This is a genomic window from Bradyrhizobium frederickii, from assembly GCF_004570865.1.
GTDB classification, from domain to species: domain Bacteria; phylum Pseudomonadota; class Alphaproteobacteria; order Rhizobiales; family Xanthobacteraceae; genus Bradyrhizobium; species Bradyrhizobium frederickii.
In genome coordinates, this window is the sequence record NZ_SPQS01000037.1 from 33,642 (window position 1) to 52,029 (window position 18,388).

Annotated in this window: 8 protein-coding genes, 3 pseudogenes and 1 riboswitch; of the genes and pseudogenes, 8 read left to right on the plus strand and 3 right to left on the minus strand. The window is 58.8% G+C overall.

The annotated features are described in order from the left end of the window. Window positions 1–1,072 precede the first annotated feature (1,072 nt). The 4 genes and pseudogenes from E4K64_RS41400 (at window position 1,073) to E4K64_RS36010 (ending at window position 6,540) form a co-directional block, all read left to right on the plus strand. Complete coding sequence (locus tag E4K64_RS41400) at window positions 1,073–1,495, plus strand: ATP-binding protein (RefSeq protein ID WP_235884903.1); 423 nt, start codon at window positions 1,073–1,075, stop codon at window positions 1,493–1,495. Beyond that, complete coding sequence (gene fixJ / locus E4K64_RS36000) at window positions 1,492–2,097, plus strand: response regulator FixJ (RefSeq protein ID WP_126261849.1); 606 nt, start codon at window positions 1,492–1,494, stop codon at window positions 2,095–2,097. The genes E4K64_RS41400 and fixJ overlap by 4 nt, the downstream gene beginning before the upstream one ends. Window positions 2,098–2,898: 801 nt before the next feature. Further along, complete coding sequence (locus tag E4K64_RS36005) at window positions 2,899–3,498, plus strand: hemerythrin domain-containing protein (RefSeq protein ID WP_126261850.1); 600 nt, start codon at window positions 2,899–2,901, stop codon at window positions 3,496–3,498. Between the two features lie 1,778 nt (window positions 3,499–5,276). Then, window positions 5,277–6,540 (plus strand): annotated as a pseudogene (locus E4K64_RS36010) (IS256 family transposase). A gap of 342 nt (window positions 6,541–6,882) precedes the next feature. On the opposite strand, the gene metE reads toward E4K64_RS36010, so the two are convergent. Beyond that, window positions 6,883–9,228, minus strand: coding sequence for a 5-methyltetrahydropteroyltriglutamate--homocysteine S-methyltransferase (gene metE / locus E4K64_RS36015; RefSeq protein WP_126261851.1), 2,346 nt, complete (start codon window positions 9,226–9,228; stop codon window positions 6,883–6,885). 104 nt (window positions 9,229–9,332) lie between these two features. After that, a riboswitch (cobalamin riboswitch) is annotated at window positions 9,333–9,534 on the minus strand. Window positions 9,535–9,644: 110 nt separating this feature from the next. Beyond that, window positions 9,645–9,941: a hypothetical protein gene (locus E4K64_RS40730; RefSeq protein WP_135171746.1), complete on the minus strand. Its 297-nt coding sequence runs from the start codon at window positions 9,939–9,941 to the stop codon at window positions 9,645–9,647. 663 nt (window positions 9,942–10,604) lie between these two features. On the opposite strand from E4K64_RS40730, the gene E4K64_RS36020 reads away from it, so the two are divergent. The 3 genes and pseudogenes from E4K64_RS36020 (at window position 10,605) to E4K64_RS41405 (ending at window position 15,801) form a co-directional block, all read left to right on the plus strand. Further along, on the plus strand, window positions 10,605–11,294 hold the full coding sequence (locus E4K64_RS36020; RefSeq protein WP_235884904.1) for a nodulate formation efficiency C protein: 690 nt from the start codon (window positions 10,605–10,607) through the stop codon (window positions 11,292–11,294). Between the two features lie 1,288 nt (window positions 11,295–12,582). Then, window positions 12,583–13,749, plus strand: a complete 1,167-nt coding sequence (locus E4K64_RS36025) for an acyl-CoA dehydrogenase family protein (protein ID WP_126262205.1) — start codon at window positions 12,583–12,585, stop codon at window positions 13,747–13,749. A 1,693-nt stretch (window positions 13,750–15,442) separates the two neighbouring features. Then, window positions 15,443–15,801: pseudogene (locus E4K64_RS41405) on the plus strand (hypothetical protein). Between the two features lie 705 nt (window positions 15,802–16,506). Here E4K64_RS41405 and E4K64_RS36040 read toward each other — a convergent pair. Continuing rightward, entirely contained in the window at window positions 16,507–17,154 is a 648-nt protein-coding gene (locus E4K64_RS36040) for an FkbM family methyltransferase (protein ID WP_126262203.1), read from the minus strand. 291 nt (window positions 17,155–17,445) lie between these two features. Here E4K64_RS36040 and E4K64_RS36045 point away from each other — a divergent pair. Beyond that, window positions 17,446–18,388, plus strand: a pseudogene (locus E4K64_RS36045) (IS630 family transposase); the annotation flags it as partial.

Below are 18,388 nucleotides of genomic sequence, written 5' to 3' on the forward strand. Positions count from 1 at the left end.
GATTGCCGTGATCGAGGGTAATACCATTCACCGGGTGGTCTTTCCTTGCCGGCGGGCCTTCAGCGGCTGGATCAATGCCAAGAGCGGAGAACACATAGCCGTGCGGCCGACGCACTGGCGCATATGGCCCAGATAGCTGCGGCCATCCACGCAATACATTGGTGTGAGTTGAAGCGCATTCTGCTCCGGTGGCCTCTCGTGGGAAACAATGAAAAGTCGATCGAATGATAGCGTCTCCCAGAAAAGATGTCCGACCACGCCTGGTAAGCCTATGGCGCTGCCGCGGCTGCCGACGCGCTAGCTCTCATGCTCTGCCTGGCGCTAAATCCATATGTTCATGACCTCGCGTTCATGAACATCTACCTTCCAGTCCTCGTTTTGCCGCTTTCGTCGCGGCTGCGGCCCAGGCTAACGTCGCTCCCCGCTCTGCAGCCTCATGATCGGCGTGGCCATTCCTGTGAAAGGCCTAATCCCGCAGCCATGATCGATACCGCGGAATTCGCGGGCACCATGATCGTGATTGAGAAGAGGATCATTCGCTCGTTCAGCGCCTTAGCAGTGCGTTTACTTGGTTGCTCTCACGTGGTCGAATGAATGTATCGACGTCGAGGCCGCAGCTCTACCGCGTCGAGCACGGGCGCTACATCGAACGTTGTCTGACCAACGGCGAGCGGCCCATAATTGGCATCGGCCCATCGTGGTCGGCGAACGAAGCGACGGCTCGATCTCCGTCGGTAAGGCCAAAGTGCGCGCCGAACGGTTCTTCACCGGTTTCATCCGAAACCTCACCGAGGCGGGCGCAGGGACGGCGGTTGGAAGAGCTACAATCTGAACTCGTGCACGTGTCGCGACCGACCGCCATAGGTGAGATGGCATCGTCTATTGACAGTGAGATCAACCGGCCGCGCTCCGCAATTACAAACTGCATGCGGGCACAAAGGCTCCGCTCGCGCGCACCGCGCCGGACGCCAACTGCAATGGTGATGCACTCGAACGCGCGGCGCAACACGCTCTACGCGCCAAAGATATCATCAAGCGCCCGCGGGACTTCGTTTCCAGGGGCGAGCACACTGTGGAGAAGCCGCTCACGCTCCTTGAAGAAGCTGTGGCCTTGGCCCTAGTCGGCCCCAAGGAGTCGGGCGTACGCGTGATGACCCGCAGCGACCGCGACATCATTGTAGACAAGATCCAGATTCAGCAGGTCGCGCTAAACCTGATACGTAATGAAATCGAGACCATGACTCCTGCCAGCGCCGCGAAGTTGCCAACGTCGACACGTATACCGTTGCTGATAAGGGGCCCGGCATCAAGCGCTGATATCGCCGACCGACTGTTCCAGCTCTTTGTCGCGACCAAAAGCCATGGCGTGCGCGTGAGGCTATCAATCTTCCGGACGATCATCGAGTCACATAGCAGCCATATCGTCGTGGAAGCGACTCCGAGTAGCAGCACGATCCTTAAGACGGCATTTGCGGAGCTTAACGAAGAGACATGATTGGGCGGCGAATTCTTGTGATCGACGATGACGCCGCAATGCGGGACTCGCTCGCGTTTCTTCTTGATGTAAACGGTTTCTACGTAGCAACCTATGAGACGGCGACCGCGTTTTTTAATGACGTCGCGAGCGGTCCAGTCGATTGCATCGTGTCAGACATCCGTATGCCGGGTATGAGCGGTCTCGAATTGGTCAGAAAAGTGAAGGCCAATCGCGTCGACTGCCCGGTTATCTTGATAACTGGTCATGCCGACGTATCGCTCGCAGTCGAAGCGATGAAAGCGGGTGCGGTCGACTTCATCGAAAAGCCGTTCGAAGAGGAGGTACTGTTGCGCGCGATCAATAGTGCGTTGAAAGCGCGGCCAACGAAACCCGCCGATGACGCAGCGAAACTGCAGGCGGAAGCCCGCCTCGCGGACCTCTCCTCGCGCGAACGTGACGTCCTGCAGGGACTATTAGCCGGCAAGATCAACAAGGTGATCGCCCATGATCTGGGCATTAGTCCTCGGACAGTCGAGGTTTACCGTGCAAACCTCATGGCCAAGGCCAATGTCCGCAGCATGTCCGAGTTGATGCGGATCGCCATTACCGCGGGACTCTAGCAGGGACGCACTTGGTGCGAATGGCCTATTCATGCATTCAAGCTGCGCAGTCCAGACGACGAACGGAGGTTGTCAGGTGCACAGCGCGGAGCCGATCATGTTTTCGGTGATGGCTATTGATGCAACACAAGCTGCTGGTTTCTTGGAATCACGACGGCACATGAAGCAGATCAATGCGGTGCCCAAGTTTGTGCTCCGATGAACAGCAGGTCTGACCGCCCGAAGACCGGCATAATTCGGCAATATATTGGTCCGTCCTCCAACGGAGCTCCCAGTGCGGGCTTCCGTGAACTCGGCTGGGCTACAGTGCGGTCTTCGAAATCAAACGATGACGTGGGTTGGAGGCGCATGATCATCAAGCCCGTCGATGAGGTCGGCCGCCGTACATCGATCCGTGTTTGAGAAACCAAGGGACCGCGCCGGCCCCATTCAAGACGCCCTCCTCATCGGACTTACGTATAAACACTTAGGGGCTTCTACCTAGGGAAAACAACCAAATTTCCCAGTTCGTCAGGAACAGACAATCTGCGTCACATCGACGTTCGCAAGATAGGGTCCCCCAATGCACGCCTAGGCCGCCAGTTTTACCAAGAGCTGCCGCCATCGGACCAGCGTCTTGCGTGGGCAACTTCAACACTTCGGCTAAGTTGCTATACGCCAGCTCAAATCGGAGCGCGCTACTTTTTCGCGTCGAACGGCGCGGACGAACGCGGCGCAGCGAAGGACGCCGAATTCGGCTTAGGAGATCCTCTGAGCCGCAGAAACGCTTCCAGCCTACATTGTGCCTCCAGGAGCACCGCAATGATTATCGATCTTTTGCTTCGAGAGCATCGCAACATTGATCTGCTTCTGGTCGCTCTTGAACACGAAGTGGAGATTTTTGAGAAAGGGATCCGTCCTGATTATGAGGTCATTCGCGCGATTATCAGCTATTTCGAGGTTTATCCCGAGGTCTACCATCATCCACAGGAAGACTTGATTTTTTCCAAGCTCAAGGCTCGCGATCCGGATGCAGCTGCAATCGTCGGCGATCTCGCGCTTGAACACCAGGAAGTCGTCGACCGTTTGCACCACTTCGCGCGGGCTATTGACGCCATCCTCGCGGATCGTGAACTTTTTCGGCAGGACGTCGGCGATATCATACGTGACTTTATAGTACGCGAGCGGCACCACATGAAGTGGGAAGAACGAGATTTCTTTCCGGCAGCTCTGAAGGCTCTCTCGGCTCAGGATTGGACCGAAATCGCTTCCGGTCACACCGATCATGGAGATCCACTGTTCAGCGAGACAGCGGCAGCAACTTCCGATGCGCTAAGAGCGCATATTCTGCAATTGGAGCAAGAAGCTGAGGCCGAACGGAGCTCGGTCGCGTTTGCGTGCCCCAAGGCCGCCCCTCAGTGACACGGCGCCGAGATGGACGGGCTGTACTGATCGCTGCCGTTTCACAGCAGTAAGTGGACCTCATGTTCATCCTGTCAAAATGAAAATGGGGGGCTCGCGGGCACGTAGGCTGCCGTACCGCCAAAACAGCGTTTGCGCAATATAATCGCTTGCTCGACCACCGGTGCAAACGCGCGCCGGAGTCTTCCTGAGCTCTGGTCCGGCATGTTCCAGAATGTGACGGTCGCAGGTCGGGCAGTTGCGCAGTGATATCGCGCGAAACGGACGCCCCCCATGTCCACGGCCCGATAAGGACAGACGATTGCGGCCGCGCGGGTGCGCGCGAAGCAATTCCACGCGTTGACCCAACCCGGGACGTTCCGACTCATCCGACGGCAGCCGCTTCGACCCACTGCACGCCAACTGGGAGGCACTGCCAAGCCCGGATACGTTCAGCACCAACAGCAAGGCGCTTGACGTCGCTGGCCACGACCAGTAGCCGCCCACACGGGCTCCCACGTTACACCAGATATCCGACGTCCTCGCATTTCTCAGCGTCAGTTCGCGAGTTGGATTATCAAGCCTGGCTTAAGTCCTTTAGCTGTATGGCGTAGCCCCATCGGACAGTCCGCTTCGTGCCTTGAAATCGAGCAAATGCCCCGAATTGCATCCGGGTCGGCTTTCGGGATTCGGCTACCCGTACATTCCTGCATTCAAGAAGCACAACGCAAAATCGACGAATTCACTCCGCTCGACAGCGTCGAGGACTACCTCCAATTCGAAAGGATCACGGAAGCTTTTGGTTGATGCTGGATCCATACGCGTCGGCATCGATCACTTTGCCGTGCGCCACGAAAGTCTTGCCGGGGCCAGGCACGAAGACAGGCTAAGCGCAATTTCCAGGGCTACACTGGTGATTGCGCGGATTGATCTCGGCGCCAGCGCGATCGAGCGCATCCAACAAGGGCTTGACGGGAACGCTATCTCGGCAAAGGACTGCCTTGCTCGTATCGCCGGGGATCGGCTCACCGCCGGGAAGGGCTGTTTGCTGAGGCAGGAGGATCGCTTCCGTGCCGAGATCACGATCGACTCATGTGCGTCATGGCAGTCGATCTCTTGGAGGCATTCCGTCGTTACGCTCTGGATCGAAGTTCGCCACCGTCGATCGTTCTCGAATCGACAGCCTTATCACGGATGGCGTCGTGGTGATTGAGATCGTCTGCTCTCCATCGTTGATGGCGCAGAGTTCCTGGCCCGGAGCGTCGCCTCGGCGTCCGACGCTCATCTTCCGCCGCGCGGGGCTACACATAGCGGGGCGGTCTAACTCTGTGCGCCGACCCGAGTCGGGTCAGATCCGAAATCGCTCAGTTAACTGGCCTATATTGGGGCAGGACCACGCTCACGGCTCAGGAGCACCCTATCGGCACCGCCGCATCTTCAAGCTCGTGACATCCTCCGCGTGGTCCGGTCTCAGACTCTCACCAGAGGCTCAAGCCGAAACCCGACTATGGGATGGAAACGGTGGACCAAGGACTGCCCCTTAGGCCAGGTTCAAATCAATAGCAACCGCTCATGCATTGCCTATGCTTACGAGATCCTTGGAGCCGGGTTTGCCGTATCGTCTCGCCGGTGTCCGTGCGGTTTCGAAGCAGGAAAGCGCACCGAGTTTGCGGTGGGTGCCCTGCGGTGACCGCCCCGCAGGGGATGTCCCGGGTTCTGTTGAATTTCTGAGGAGGTCGGCGTTGCCCACCTTGAGCCGGTAGGCTCGGGGTGCTGATTCCACAAAGGAGAGCAACGCCATGACGAGAGATATCACACCGGCTGGTTCGCCGGCGACTGGGGTTGTGGACGAAGCGTTTGCGGAAGTGCGGGCGAGCTTCGATCGGTTCTGCCTTGCGGCGGGGATCGAGGCGCTCGGCACGATGATGGAGGCGGATGTGACGGCGGCCTGCGGGCCGCGCCACGGTCGCGATGCGGCGCGGCGGGCGCACCGTTGGGGCCGAACGCGAGGACGGATCGGTTTCCACGGCGGCAAGATTGAGGTCGAGCGGCCCCGGGTCCGGGGCGTGGACGGCCGCGAGATCACGATCCCGAGCAGGGAAACGGCAGCGCAGGAGGACTGGCTCGGTCGCTGGGCGATGAACCTGATGCTGATCAACGTGTCGACGCGCCGGTTCGGCCGCGCCGTCCGACTGCCCGAGGGGGACGTGCCGGCACCGCCCGGATCTGGGATTTCGAAATCGGCGGTCTCGCGGAGGTTCGTTGCGCTGTCGGCGGCGCGGCTGGCCGACTTCATGGCTGCCGATCTGTCCACGCTCGACCTTCTGGTGGTCCAAATCGACGGGCTGCATCTCGACGACGATCTCGTGCTAGTCGCCGCGATCGGGGTTGACGGCGAAGGCAACAAGCATCCGCTGGCGCTGGTGGAAGGGGCAACCGAGAATGCCGCAACGGTTCAGGCCCTGCTGGACAACCTGGTCTCGCGCGGGCTCGACCCGACGGTGCCAAGACTGTTCATCGCCGACGGCGCGAAGGCGCTGTCGAAGGCGATCCGCCGCACCTTCGGTCCGGCCGCAGCGATCCAGCGCTGCCAGATCCACAAGGCGCGCAACATCATGGAACGCCTGCCGAAAGAGCATCATGCGGCCACCATGCGCCAGGCCTGGGAGCTCGATGACGCCGACAAGCGAAAAATTGATCCGCAATCTCGCGCGTCGACTCGACCAGCAATGGCCCGGCGTAGCGGCCAGCATCCTCGAAGGCCTCGACGAAATCCTGACTGTCGTCCGGTTGAAGTTGCCGAAGGAGCTTCGTCGATCGCTCGCCTGTACCAACATCGCCGAGAACATGATGGGCACCATTCGCCGCGTCACGCGCAACGTCAAACGCTGGCGGGATGCCGGTATGGCCTTGCGATGGGTCGCGGCCGGCATGATCGAGGCTAACAAGGGCTTCCGACGATTGAAGGCGCATAACCAATTGTCGGTTCTGCGTGCGGCTCTTCAAGCTCGCCACAATCGCATGACGATCAACCCCGTTGCCCACGTCACGAGGGCCGCGTAACATTCATTCCGGCAACGTCGGCCCGACCTAGTTCAACAGCGATCGGGACATCCCCGCCCCGCATCACTGCCCCTCGTTGCCGTGTAGTCGTTCCCGACGCGCTCATGAGCGACAAACCTTGGTGTAGATATATAAACCTCAGACTATACAGTGGCATACCACGGCATAATTGAGCTACGCTGAGCTTGTGCTTCAACTCGGCTCAGCGATGCGTCAGTGTCGCTCCTCCAGACTTTCGCCCGGCCCGCCTAGGCGGGACCGGGCATTTTTTCTGTTCCCAGTGCTACCTCCATTATCGGGCGCGCAAATGACCACCTCGATGAGAAGAGACCCAAGCCCGGATCAACGGCCTGGCGGATCGAATGCAGCGCGTAGCTCGCGGGCGGCAGCGACCATGTTCGCTAGCGCCGGCCGGACCTCTTCCCAGTTGCGCGTCTTCAGCCCGCAGTCCGGATTGACCCAGAGCTGCGAGTCGTGCAGCCGCGTCAGAGCCAACGCCATCAGCTCCTTCATTTCGCCCGTCTCCGGAACGCGTGGAGAGTGGATGTCGTACACGCCCGGCCCGATCTGATTTGGGTATTCGTAGTTCCTAAACGCGTCGAGTAGTTCCATTTTCGAGCGCGACGTCTCGATCGAGATTACATCCGCGTCCATTGCAGCGATCGCACCGATGATGTCGTTGAACTCCGAGTAGCACATATGTGTATGAATTTGCGTTTGATCAGCGACGCCCGATGAGCAGATCCGGAAGCAATCCACGGCCCAGTCGAGATAAGCCGTCCACTCCGATCGACGCAACGGCAATCCTTCTCGAAGTGCAGCTTCGTCGATCTGGATCATGGTCGCACCAGCATTCTCGAGATCGCGGACTTCGTCTCGGATCGCGAGCGCAATCTGGCGGCAGGCCTCGCTTCTGGGAATATCATCGCGAACAAAGGACCAGTTCAAGATCGTCACCGGACCGGTCAACATCGCCTTCATCGGCTTCTTCGTTAATGATTGCGCGTAGCGCCACCAGTCCACGGTAATAGGCTTCGAGCGCACTACATCGCCAAACAGGATCGGTGGCCTGACGCAGCGCGAGCCGTAGGACTGCACCCATCCGCTCCTGGTAAATGCGAAGCCGGCAAGTTGCTCGCCGAAGTACTGCACCATGTCATTGCGCTCGAACTCGCCGTGCACGAGGACGTCGAGACCGATGTCCTCCTGCCAACGTACGGCGCGCGCAGTCTCCTCCTTGAGGAACCTGTCGTATTGCTCGTCACTTATCGCGCCCCGCGCATGCGCCGCACGCGCATTCCGGACCTCTGTGGTCTGCGGGAACGATCCGATCGTCGTGGTAGGGAAAGCCGGCAGTCCGAAACGATCGCTTTGGATCTCTGCACGACGGGCAAATGGGCTCGCGCGCCGACGCATGGTCTGATCGATCGCTTTCATCCGGACAGCGACATTAGCATCACGGATTTTTGGCGAAGTCCGGCGAACAGTCGCGGTACATTCCGACTGGGCAAGAGCTGGCGCAACATTCTGGTCGCCTGCGAGTGCCCGCGCCAGGATCGCAAGCTCCCGCATCTTCTGGACCGCGAAAGCAAGCCAGCTCTTGACGTCGGAAACGAGCCCGGTTTCAAGTTCAACATCGACCGGCACATGAAGCAGCGAGCAGGATGGGGCAATCTGTACACGGTCCTTGCCGAGCTTCGCAATCGCGGGTTCGAGCCGCTGGCGCAGCGAGGACAAATTCGACCGCCATACATTCCGGCCGTCGACGACACCGAGCGACATGACGAGATCACTTCGGCCGCCAGCGATGATCTGGTCCAACAACTGTGGCGCTCGAACTAGGTCGAGGTGTAGTCCGGCAACTGGCAGGCTCAACGCGGTGTTCAGATTGTCCCCGAGGTCGCCGAAATAGCTGGCAACTAAGATCTTGATGGCCGGCACCTCCTTGGCGAGCCGATCATAGGCATGTCGCAAAGATTGCCGCGCCCTCTCATCCAGATCAAGAACCAGGCAGGGCTCGTCGAACTGAACCCAATTTGCTCCACGTTTGGCCAATTCCTGCAGAACTTCGATATAGGCCGGTAACAGTTCATCCAGTAGTGAGAGTGGCTGGAACGCAGGATCGGGACTCTTGCCGAGCTTTAGGAATGTGACCGGCCCGATCAGGACAGGGCGGGTCTGAAAGCCAAGGGCCTTGGCTTCCTCATACTCCTCGATCGGCTTGCGAGAGCATAGCCTGAAAGTCTGTCCTCTGCGAAACTCGGGGACCATGTAGTGGTAGTTGGTATCGAACCACTTGGTCATCTCCTGCGGGGGTGCGCCAAATCCGCGCGGTCCGTGACCGCAACTCGCATCCCGATCGTCGCATTGTGATCCGCGGGCCATGGCGAAGTACGTCTTCAGCGAAACGGATTCGGCTTTTGAGGCGTAGATCTCCGGGATGGCGCCAACCATGACACTTGTGTCGAGCACCTGATCATACAGCGAGAAATCGTTTGATGGAATGACCGTGACGCCGATAGATTTCTGACGAGCCCAGTTCGCGGCACGCAGGCCAGCTGCGTCCTCCAGCAACTGCTGTTCGCTGCTTTTTCCGGCCCAGTAGCTTTCTAGAGCGAGTTTGAGCTCGCGCCTTGGACCGATGCGTGGCGTTCCGAGCGTGGCAACGGGAAGGGAGAGAAGAGACATAGCGTTAACCCCGTGTTGGGGGCAGAAGGCCATGGCGGACGCAGGCAGGGGAAGTCGCGCAGTGCGACGGCTGCTTGGCGCACCACCGGGACACCCCGCCCGTGGACGAATATATTGTCGGGGTAGGTCTCCTGGCTCGCGGGTCATCGCTGCTGTCCGGCCTTCCCGAAGCCGCGCAGGCTTCAGTGACATCGTTGGACAGCGGCTCGCCACTCACAGTTGCGGGGGCAGCGCCGGCATCTTCACCGGCTTCCCTCTTAGCTCCGGATCAAGTGCGACCGGAGAACCTCGACGACTTGGATTATCGAGAAGACAAGTCTTCCGTCAACCTCTCAGATCATGTCTCAAGCTGGTGCTGCGACATCCGCTACGCGAATGGCCGCGCATCTTGATGCGTTGAGCCGATGTAAGCGCTCTCAAGTCAGCAATATCGGAATGACGATCGCAGCTGCCTGCGGGCCGCACGCCAGATCGGTGGAAGGGACAAATGCGGCTTGCCCGGTCGGGACTGCTGCCTCGAGCAGAACGCATCTCCGGCTTCTCAGCGCTTCTTTGAGCAAGTCCACCATCCAGCCACCTTCTCGGCCAACAGGATCCGTGTTGAACAGGCCCAAGCTGGCGAAGCCAGCAACATACCCGGCCAGCACGTTGATGTGCGGTTCAGCAAGACTCCAAATGTTCGGCGGTAAAGATCGGTTTCGCCTCGTCGCCATCGAGTGCAAAGCGCTCCTAACTGAGGCTATTCTCGAAGCGCCGCATGTCGCGATAGGAGCGGCAGACGCACCATGGCCGATGGCCGCAAATGGCCAAACGCATGGCAGAGATCGAAAGCCACATTCTGGCAACGATGCCGAACCAAACGGTTCAATAGCGGCAAACAATTCTCATCAGGAGCTTGGTACCGAGGTGTTCCGCTGCGCCATCGAACGATCCGGTGCGGGACGAGGATGCATAAGCCGGGCTGGATAGCGCTGAACGGAAACATCGAGACATTGACCAGTCGGAAAGTCGACAAAGAGGACACAAAAGCGGTGCGAATTGCCGTCTATTACCTGGCACGAAGAATGCAAGTCTTCGGCATGCCCAGTCTCCTCCTGCTGGGCATGTCCAGCACAGCAACTTGAGGCTGTCGCCGGCAGTGAAGTTAGTGGCGCGTGACATAGAGGGGAGCGCCTGCTCGCATGGGACACCATCGGTCTCCCCGTCGCGTCGCCGCTAACTTCTTGCGCTCGCGCATAACAAGTCGAAGGTTGCCCGCTTTGAATGACGTGTGGATGACACCAAATAGGCCGGCAGTTATGAGAACAGTGTCTAGAAGACGCGCGTTATGGTTTTGTCTCGGTCGACCCCTGATCTGCCTGGTCGGGCTGGCTGCGATGAGCAACAGTGTTCGCGCCATCGAGAGCCCCCATATCGAAAGATTCAAGTCAACGTGGCGAGCGCAAGACGGTGAGACAATAGAACAAATTATCTCCAACGTCTCGAAGGTGGCACAGTTCGTCCCTCGAATGTGGGGCGTCGCTGAACTCGACGAAAACGACTATGTTTTCGTTTTGTGGACCAGACACCCTGACGATATATTAGACGAACCGTACTTTATCACCTGGAGGATCGCGCTCGACGGCACGTTTCAACTTGCGTCGACCTATGCAAAGCCGATCGAATTGGGCTGGCACGCCCTAGCACTCTCGTTGATCGCCACTGAAGTCAAGGAGAGTGAAAGGGACGCAAATCTTGGCTTTCTGCATGATCCGAGCAACTTCAACTTTGTGACGACCACGCAAGGCCGCCTCGGCGATCTTCTGCGGCAGGGCCGCTGCACTATCGTTGAACCTGTTGAAGTGGACTACTTGCCGAAGCAGAAGGACAAGCCGACCGAGAAGGGTGATCTGTGGCGCGCTTTGCTTTTGGTGAACTGTGATATCCCAGGACCCCGTTTTTTTACACACAACGGGGTCATCACTTTCGAGAAGAGCGAAGGGCAAGATTGGGAGCCGCAATCCCCCTTTGCCAAGCGTATCGCGGCCTTTCCTCCTGGCTCCTGGTTCGCTCGCATGGAGCCATAGGAGCGGGAATAGTAAGAGAGGAGCGAAAGCGCGCTTGGTAAACGGTCGGGCAGAGCAAGATCGCGCCGCAGCTTATTTACCGCCGATCGCCTCAGAGCAACTGCAAGACATTCAGCTCGAAAGTCTCGGTGCTTACGCCTTCGCAGCAGTCGCGAGCCTTTCCCGCAGCCCTCAGCCCGTCAGGAAAAATCGGGCAGCACGATTACTCGGGTGTTTTGCTAGGAGTTGGCCGCAGCGGCGCGTGCCAGCTAGCGAAATTTTGCCCCGACTCAGTGAGAGGATAACAATCTGCCGGGGAACCAGCCCTCCATGCTACTCCTCAAGGGACGGGACATGGAGAAGCCTCGGGCCCGATCCGGCGTGCACGCGGCGCATCGCGCCCGGGCTGGTGAGCATGCCGATACCGAGGCGGCACGATCGAATGCTGCGACGAAACTCTAAAAGGGTAACGGGGCAGTGTTAGCGGGCCCGCATGCCCGCTGAGCACCGGCGAGGGCCCTCGGCGAGGAGCCCCGGAGCCGTGCGCGAGGCATCGAGGACCGAACTGAGTCAGGTCGCCCACGGTCGCGAGCACGGTAAATTGCGCTGTTGGTACTGTCCGGAGATCGGAACGGGTCTGAAACTCCAGCAGGCAAGCCGAACCCGACTGGTTCGCGGTCGAGGTCCACTTCAGTCGTTCTCCTTCCGCCGTGTCCGATTGATGACGCGTTGTGCCTGGAATCAGACACGGGAGGCGCGAACATTCACCCCGGCGCGGCACGGGCCAAGTGATCTCGCTCGATTCAGACACAGCCGGCAGACCATAATTGATGGCACATCGATTGCTGGGGACATGCCAAAGAGCCGCAGGGGATCGCCGACCTCGCGGTTGCCAAATCAGGAATTCACCACGTGGTTCGAGCCGGCGGGGCACAAGTGTGACAAATCGTCCCTTGGAGGAGACATGGCAAAACCAGCGCTGTCGTCACCCGTTGGAGACATAGTGCAGCAGAGGTGGATCGATCTCGCCGCCGCATATCCGTTGCTTTGCCGGCTCCGCCTCAACGACAGCATCGACAGCCATATCTCTGTCAGTCTTGCCGACCCTCAACACCTTTTCTTTGAGTCAATGCGTTCGGGGGTGGTTTGGACTGGCAACCGTGAGTAATCGCATCAAAGTCAATATCAGCTGCGACAGTTTTGACGATCCCTGCCAACTGGCTATCAATCCGACTGGCTTCGCCGTGCGCGCGTAATCAAATTCAATGAAGTGCGGCAGCGATCGGCTCAAGACACCGAGGACAGCTTTATGAACGCTCCACCAGAGACGATCACTCCAGTAACCGACGTGACGGCTGCGACCTGGGATAATCTGTCGCCGCTGCTGGTTGATATCCGCGCGCGTCGAAAGGAATTCGCCCGAGCGCAGAAGATTCCAGACGAGATCATCGAGGGCTTCAAGCGGGTTGGCGTCTATCGAGCTTTGGTCGCCAAGCGATTCGGCGGCGAGGAGCGAACGCCGGCCGATTTTTGTCGCCTGATCGAGCGTATTTCCCAAGTCGACGGCTCCGCCGGTTGGGTCGCCAGCTTCGGCGATGGGGCTCGCTACCTCGCTGCTCTTCCGGAGGACACGCTTCACAAGGTATACGCGAATGGACCGGACGTGGTGTTGGCAGGTGCGCTTTTTCCGCTCCAGCCCGCCAGGCGGAGCACCGACGGGTTTGTCGTGAACGGCGTATGGCCATTCGCCAGCGGCTCACCGGGCGCAGATCTGATAGGCGTTGGGATCACTGTGGAAGACGATCCGACCGGTGGCCTTGCGCGGGTAGCCGTGATACCGGCCGAGAAGGTGACAATCCGCCCCAATTGGGACGTCATCGGTCTGCAAGGCACCGGCAGCCACGACGTCGTTGTCAACGATGTCATTGTGCCGGAGGAATGGACCTTGATCCGCGGCGGTCCGCCGACACTCGACGCGCCGATCTATCGTTATCCGTCCATGACTTTCGCTGCCCAGGCGCATGCGATTGTCGGCATCGGTATTGCACGCTCGGCGCTAGACGAGGTGATCGCGGAGGCCGGAAGCCGCACCTCAATCACAGGAGCGCCCGTCATGGCAGAGCGCGGCTATGTCCAACTGGAGATGGCCAGAGCCGAAGCCATGCTGCGTTCCGCCCGTTCCTTCTTCTATGAGGCCACCGAGGAGCTGTGGGAGGAAGCGATCAAGGATGCGGTAAACCCGCGCACCGCGACCCTGATGCGCCTCGCCGCGACAAACGCCGCGCGGCAAAGCGCTGAGGTCTGCAACATTGCCAGCGTTCTCGCTGGAAGTGCGTCGCTCTATACAACCAGCAATCTGGCGCGAGCGATGTGCGACAGCTTCGTGGTTGCCCAGCACGCAGCTTTAAACGAGGGAACCCTCCAGAGCGCCGGCCGACTCCTGCTCGGAAGTGCAGCACAGCCGGGATTTCCATGAAGTGGTTCATCCACGTTCCGCACCCCTCCCACAACTGATTGCCGCACCGCGATATCATGCTGTCTGCAGCTACAAGACTTAGCGACCTGCCGGCCTTCTTTAAAGGAAGAGGCGAGAGAGAGAGAGAGAGAGAGAGAGCCTTTCAGTCGGGCTCTTCTCAAAAAGACAGCTCCATATCCGTGGAGCAAGCAGCCTTCCCCGTCGCAAACATAACGAGCGCCCTCATAGGTCTCTGCGCACCCGCCTCGATCATTGTCATGTCGTGCACGATCTACACGCAACAGCCGCAACGGCTCGCGGTTCGTCTCACAAAGCTTCTAAGTGGCGTTTTGATTGGGAGCGAATTCGCGGCGCGATGTCGGCGGACTGGGAGATCATTCGGCTGCGCCAGGAGAACGGACGACTGCGCATGGAGCGCGACATTTTAACGCTGGTGATACCAGTCGGAAGCCAACAAGGTCGGGGTGATGAACTGACGATTCATGATCGCCAACGCACGCGATCTTTTGGACGAGACGAACACACGACATCACACAAGAAATATGACGTGCAATGTATCTGGAGCGCTCGCGCGTATATGCCCATCCAAAAACGGTATGCGGGACGCATGTCGACCGATGGCGGATCACTTGCTATCGGCGAGAGATCGGCGGCTTGAGTTTTATTCGAGTCAGCTCAAAAGACCTTGAATCGCACGTAGCGTCACGTTGTACCATTTTGCAGTAGCTGACGCGGATGCCCGACAAGCGGACCGGGCCGCTGTTTGCTGTCGACCTCGGTGAGACGATGATAGTAGTGCGGTCGATGTGCATACGGCAGAGGGGGACGCAGGTGCGCCAATCACTGCCTGCGGATCGCTCGAACGCGCTCCGAGTGCTCGCAGGAATAACAAGGTACTTTCCCAGGCCCCGGGGACGGTAGGGCGCTACGTTCTTCGGCCGGCACGTTGATGCCATGCGAACAGCCGCCGCGGACCGTCTCTATTCGGGCCACTCACTAGATCAGCATGACTTTGACGATCCTCAGCACAACGGACAATACCTCCTCCAGCGGTGCGAGCCAGTGTTGAGCTGCATTCCGTCAATATCGGTTTGAAAAAAGGAAATGACGCCAGACTTCTGCGACCATTGATCATTCCGTAATTAGAATTTGCGGCGAACGTTGTGCTGCAAATAACCGTCGGCAGCGCTCCCTCTGTCGACGACTAACTTCCGCCCGGCCATCGAAATGAGGCCGGGCGTTTTTTTTGCGTCACTGAATGACAGTTTTGGAGTGTTCTGGCCCGCGGTGTTTGATGATTGCGAAGGGTTAGGGAGAGAAACAAACGTAAGCGATCGGGCATGAGTTATGGAGAGAACCGTTCGCGTCATCTTAACGCTCTATCCGTTCGACGATCTCGTCGATCCCTGCGCGTGATGATGGCGGTCGACGATCCGACCGTGTGCCCGGACGCAGTGCACGGTGCTCCCCGAGATCGAGCGCTCGGTCGGCCGCCCCATCTGTCCCGGTGAGCTCTCGCGTCCGGACTTTCTCGCGCTACGGCTTCGACGTCGTGCAGGTGGGTGACAGCAGGGATATGCGCGCCTTCTGATCAGGAAGGGCGTGATCAGAGAAAACTTCTGCGCGAGATCACGTGAAACTCTGAACCCCAATTTGAATGGCCTTCGCGCAACCGACCGACTAGTATCAATCCATGTCTCGCCGTGTGTGTCAAACTGCTACTATCATCCTGCCGCTGCTGTCGGTCGTCGCGAACGCTGCGCCAATTAAAAAGGGGCCCATCCGGTTTGGCAAGGCTACGGCTTCCTGCCCGGCTATCGCCAGCCGCTGAGCAATAGCATTCCGCTCTACAAGCAGAAGGACTTGATGCGCCGGCTCTCGCGCGCCGACCGGCGCCACTTGTATATTGACCCGGTTCCTCAGTATTTCGGTTGGGACGGCGAGTGGCACTATTTCGGCCAACCCGGCTTCCGCGGCGGCCGCTACAACGGAGGCAGTTTCGGGCCGTGCTCGACGCGGACGCCGATCGGGCCGATCTGGAATTGCGGGTGATCGGGCCGCGCAGCTAGGAGAAACTTCGCGCCATTGCGCCGGGATCACGTCGCGGCGTTTACTGACGTCCTCTCCCGAGTTCGTGATCGCGTTGCCGCCACACAGGCACGGCGTGCTCGCAGATTCGATGATCAGCTCCGCGTGCGGCAAATGAGCAGGCAAGTAACCGCGATTGGGATGACGATCTTGATCCGATCCGGCGCGAGATCGGCCGCCGATGATCGCCGCCGCCCTCTACTACGCCGCGCCCAGGACGCCCTGCCTGACAATCGGCTGCTGCAGTTATGCTGGACGCCTTGCGGCAATTCTGTTCTGGAATGAACACATACTTCAGCTCGCTTTCCCATTGACACAAGAATAGCGACGCCAATCGCGTGCTGAAATCCGCCGATCTCAAGGAATTACGAGAACCGATGCAATTGTACTGGCAGTTGCTCGAAGCAGTGCACCCGCTTCCTAGAAGACCAGGCCATACAGCAGCCGTTCGAACGATTCAATGCTTCGAGCGCCGGCTGCAGGGTTAGAAACCCACCACCCGCCCGATGTGGACGTCGTGCGCCGGGTCTGTAATGGCAACCTAGAAACGGGAGCGCCCGTCCGGCCACCGATATCCGCTCAAATGATCACCCGTTGTGCAGAATTGGGCGGCTAAGCCCGCCGGTCAGGTTTTCCAACGATGAATGAGGCCCTCGATGTGAATCGTCACTAGAAGCGCGTATTTTTGAGCAATACATCACCCTCCACCGCGCGGGGATAGTGGGAAGCCACTTCGAATGATGGCAACAGGTCAAGAATAGCTTGCAGGGACAACTGCCCTTCGTAGAGCTCGCGGTCGCTATATTCCGTGTAGACGAAGCGCGTGTTGCCCAAGGTCTGCATGCCGCCAGCGATGACATCGGCTTCGGCTCCCTGGACATCCATCCAGATGAGATCGATCGTATTCAGCTTAGCTTCGCTGCACCAATCGTCAAGCCGCCGCGTTTCAACCGAAACAGGGCGATCGAACCGAACCCAATCATACACAGTAAGATGGTTCTTCGGGCGGCGTATTGAGCCGGAGAGGTCCCATTCCTTCGCATCACCGTCTGCATTGCTTGGATGGAAGTCGATCATCCCGTTTCGATCACTGATCGCGATTTCAAGCAGCTTCACCCTATAGAGGGATGGGCCCAGCTTCTTCTTGAAGCGCGCGATCGCTCTGGGGTCCGGTTCAAAGCAGTAGAGCTGAGCTTGCGGGCAGAGGCTGAGAAACTGTTGCGTATCGGTCCCGTCATTGCAGCCGATATCCAGGATGACGGGATTCGGCTTCTGAAGAAGTGAAACAATGTGCTGGTGTACTTCGACAGACGACACAGGTGCTTTTCCCATTTGGCGCGGAGATCGGATGAATTTCGTCTTTGACGCCGCAATCACACGCCGGACGCGCCGGCACAATGTATATCAATGTATATGATTCATATACGCGTCGGTCCCCTTGATCCATGACAGCGATTTGGAGGCTATCAACATCAAAAGGGACGCCTGTCGGACCGGGGCCTGCAGCGACTGCCCTGCAATGCAAATTGCCGCTCGATCTGGGGAGACGCGCCAACTGCGAGCTAGTATCCGCTTTTCTTGGAACGTGAGTCGTGATTCAAGGTCGGGATGATACCCGAAGCAAGAGAAGTCCGGCTTTCAAAGAAAGATCGCAAGGTGCTTGAGGCGTGTTGTCGCTCACCGATGACATTGCAGCGCGATTTGAAGCGGGCGCGGATAGTCCTGTTGGCGGCGGACGGGTGCAGCACCCGGTCGATCGCCAAGGAAGTTGGGGTCTAGCCGCGGATTGTCAGCCTCTGGCGGCATCGCTATGGACCAAGGCCTTGAAGGGCTGCAAGACAAGCCGCGGCCCGGCAAGCAGCCGATCTATACGAAGACGACCGACAAGCGGATTCTGAAGCTGCTGGATAAGCCGCCCCCGCAAGGATTTGCGCGCTGGACCGGCCCTCTGCTGGCCGAGGCGCTCGGCGATGTTGACGTCCAAAATGTCTGGCGGTTCCTGCGCAGCCACAAGATTGACCTCCTGGTGTGAGAGCAACGACCCGAACTTTACGGCCAAAGCCGCCGATATCGTTGGCCTTTACGTCGCCCCGCCGGCGAAGGCTATTGTGCTCTGCGTGGACGAGAAGCCCTCGATCCAGGCTTTGGAGCGAGCGCAGGGCTATCTGAAGTTGCCCAATGGCCGCGCCTTGACCGGCCAGAGCCACGATTACAAGCGGCATGGCACCACAACATTGTTTGCAGCGCTCGAAATCGCCACCGGAAAGATCATCGCTACGCATTCAAAACGCCGTCGCCGTGTCGAGTTTCTCGATTTCATGAACAGCCTCACCGCGGCCTTTCCGGGCCGGAAGCTTCACGTCATCCTCGACAACCTCAACACCCACAAGAAGAATGAGAACTGGCTCAAGGCCCATCCCAATGTGCAATTCCATTTCACGCCGACCAGTGCGTCGTGGCTCAATCAGGTCGAGGTATGGTTCTCAATCTTGCAGGGACAATCGCTCAGCGGCACCTCCTTCACAAGCCTCAAGCAGCTTCAGGAACACAT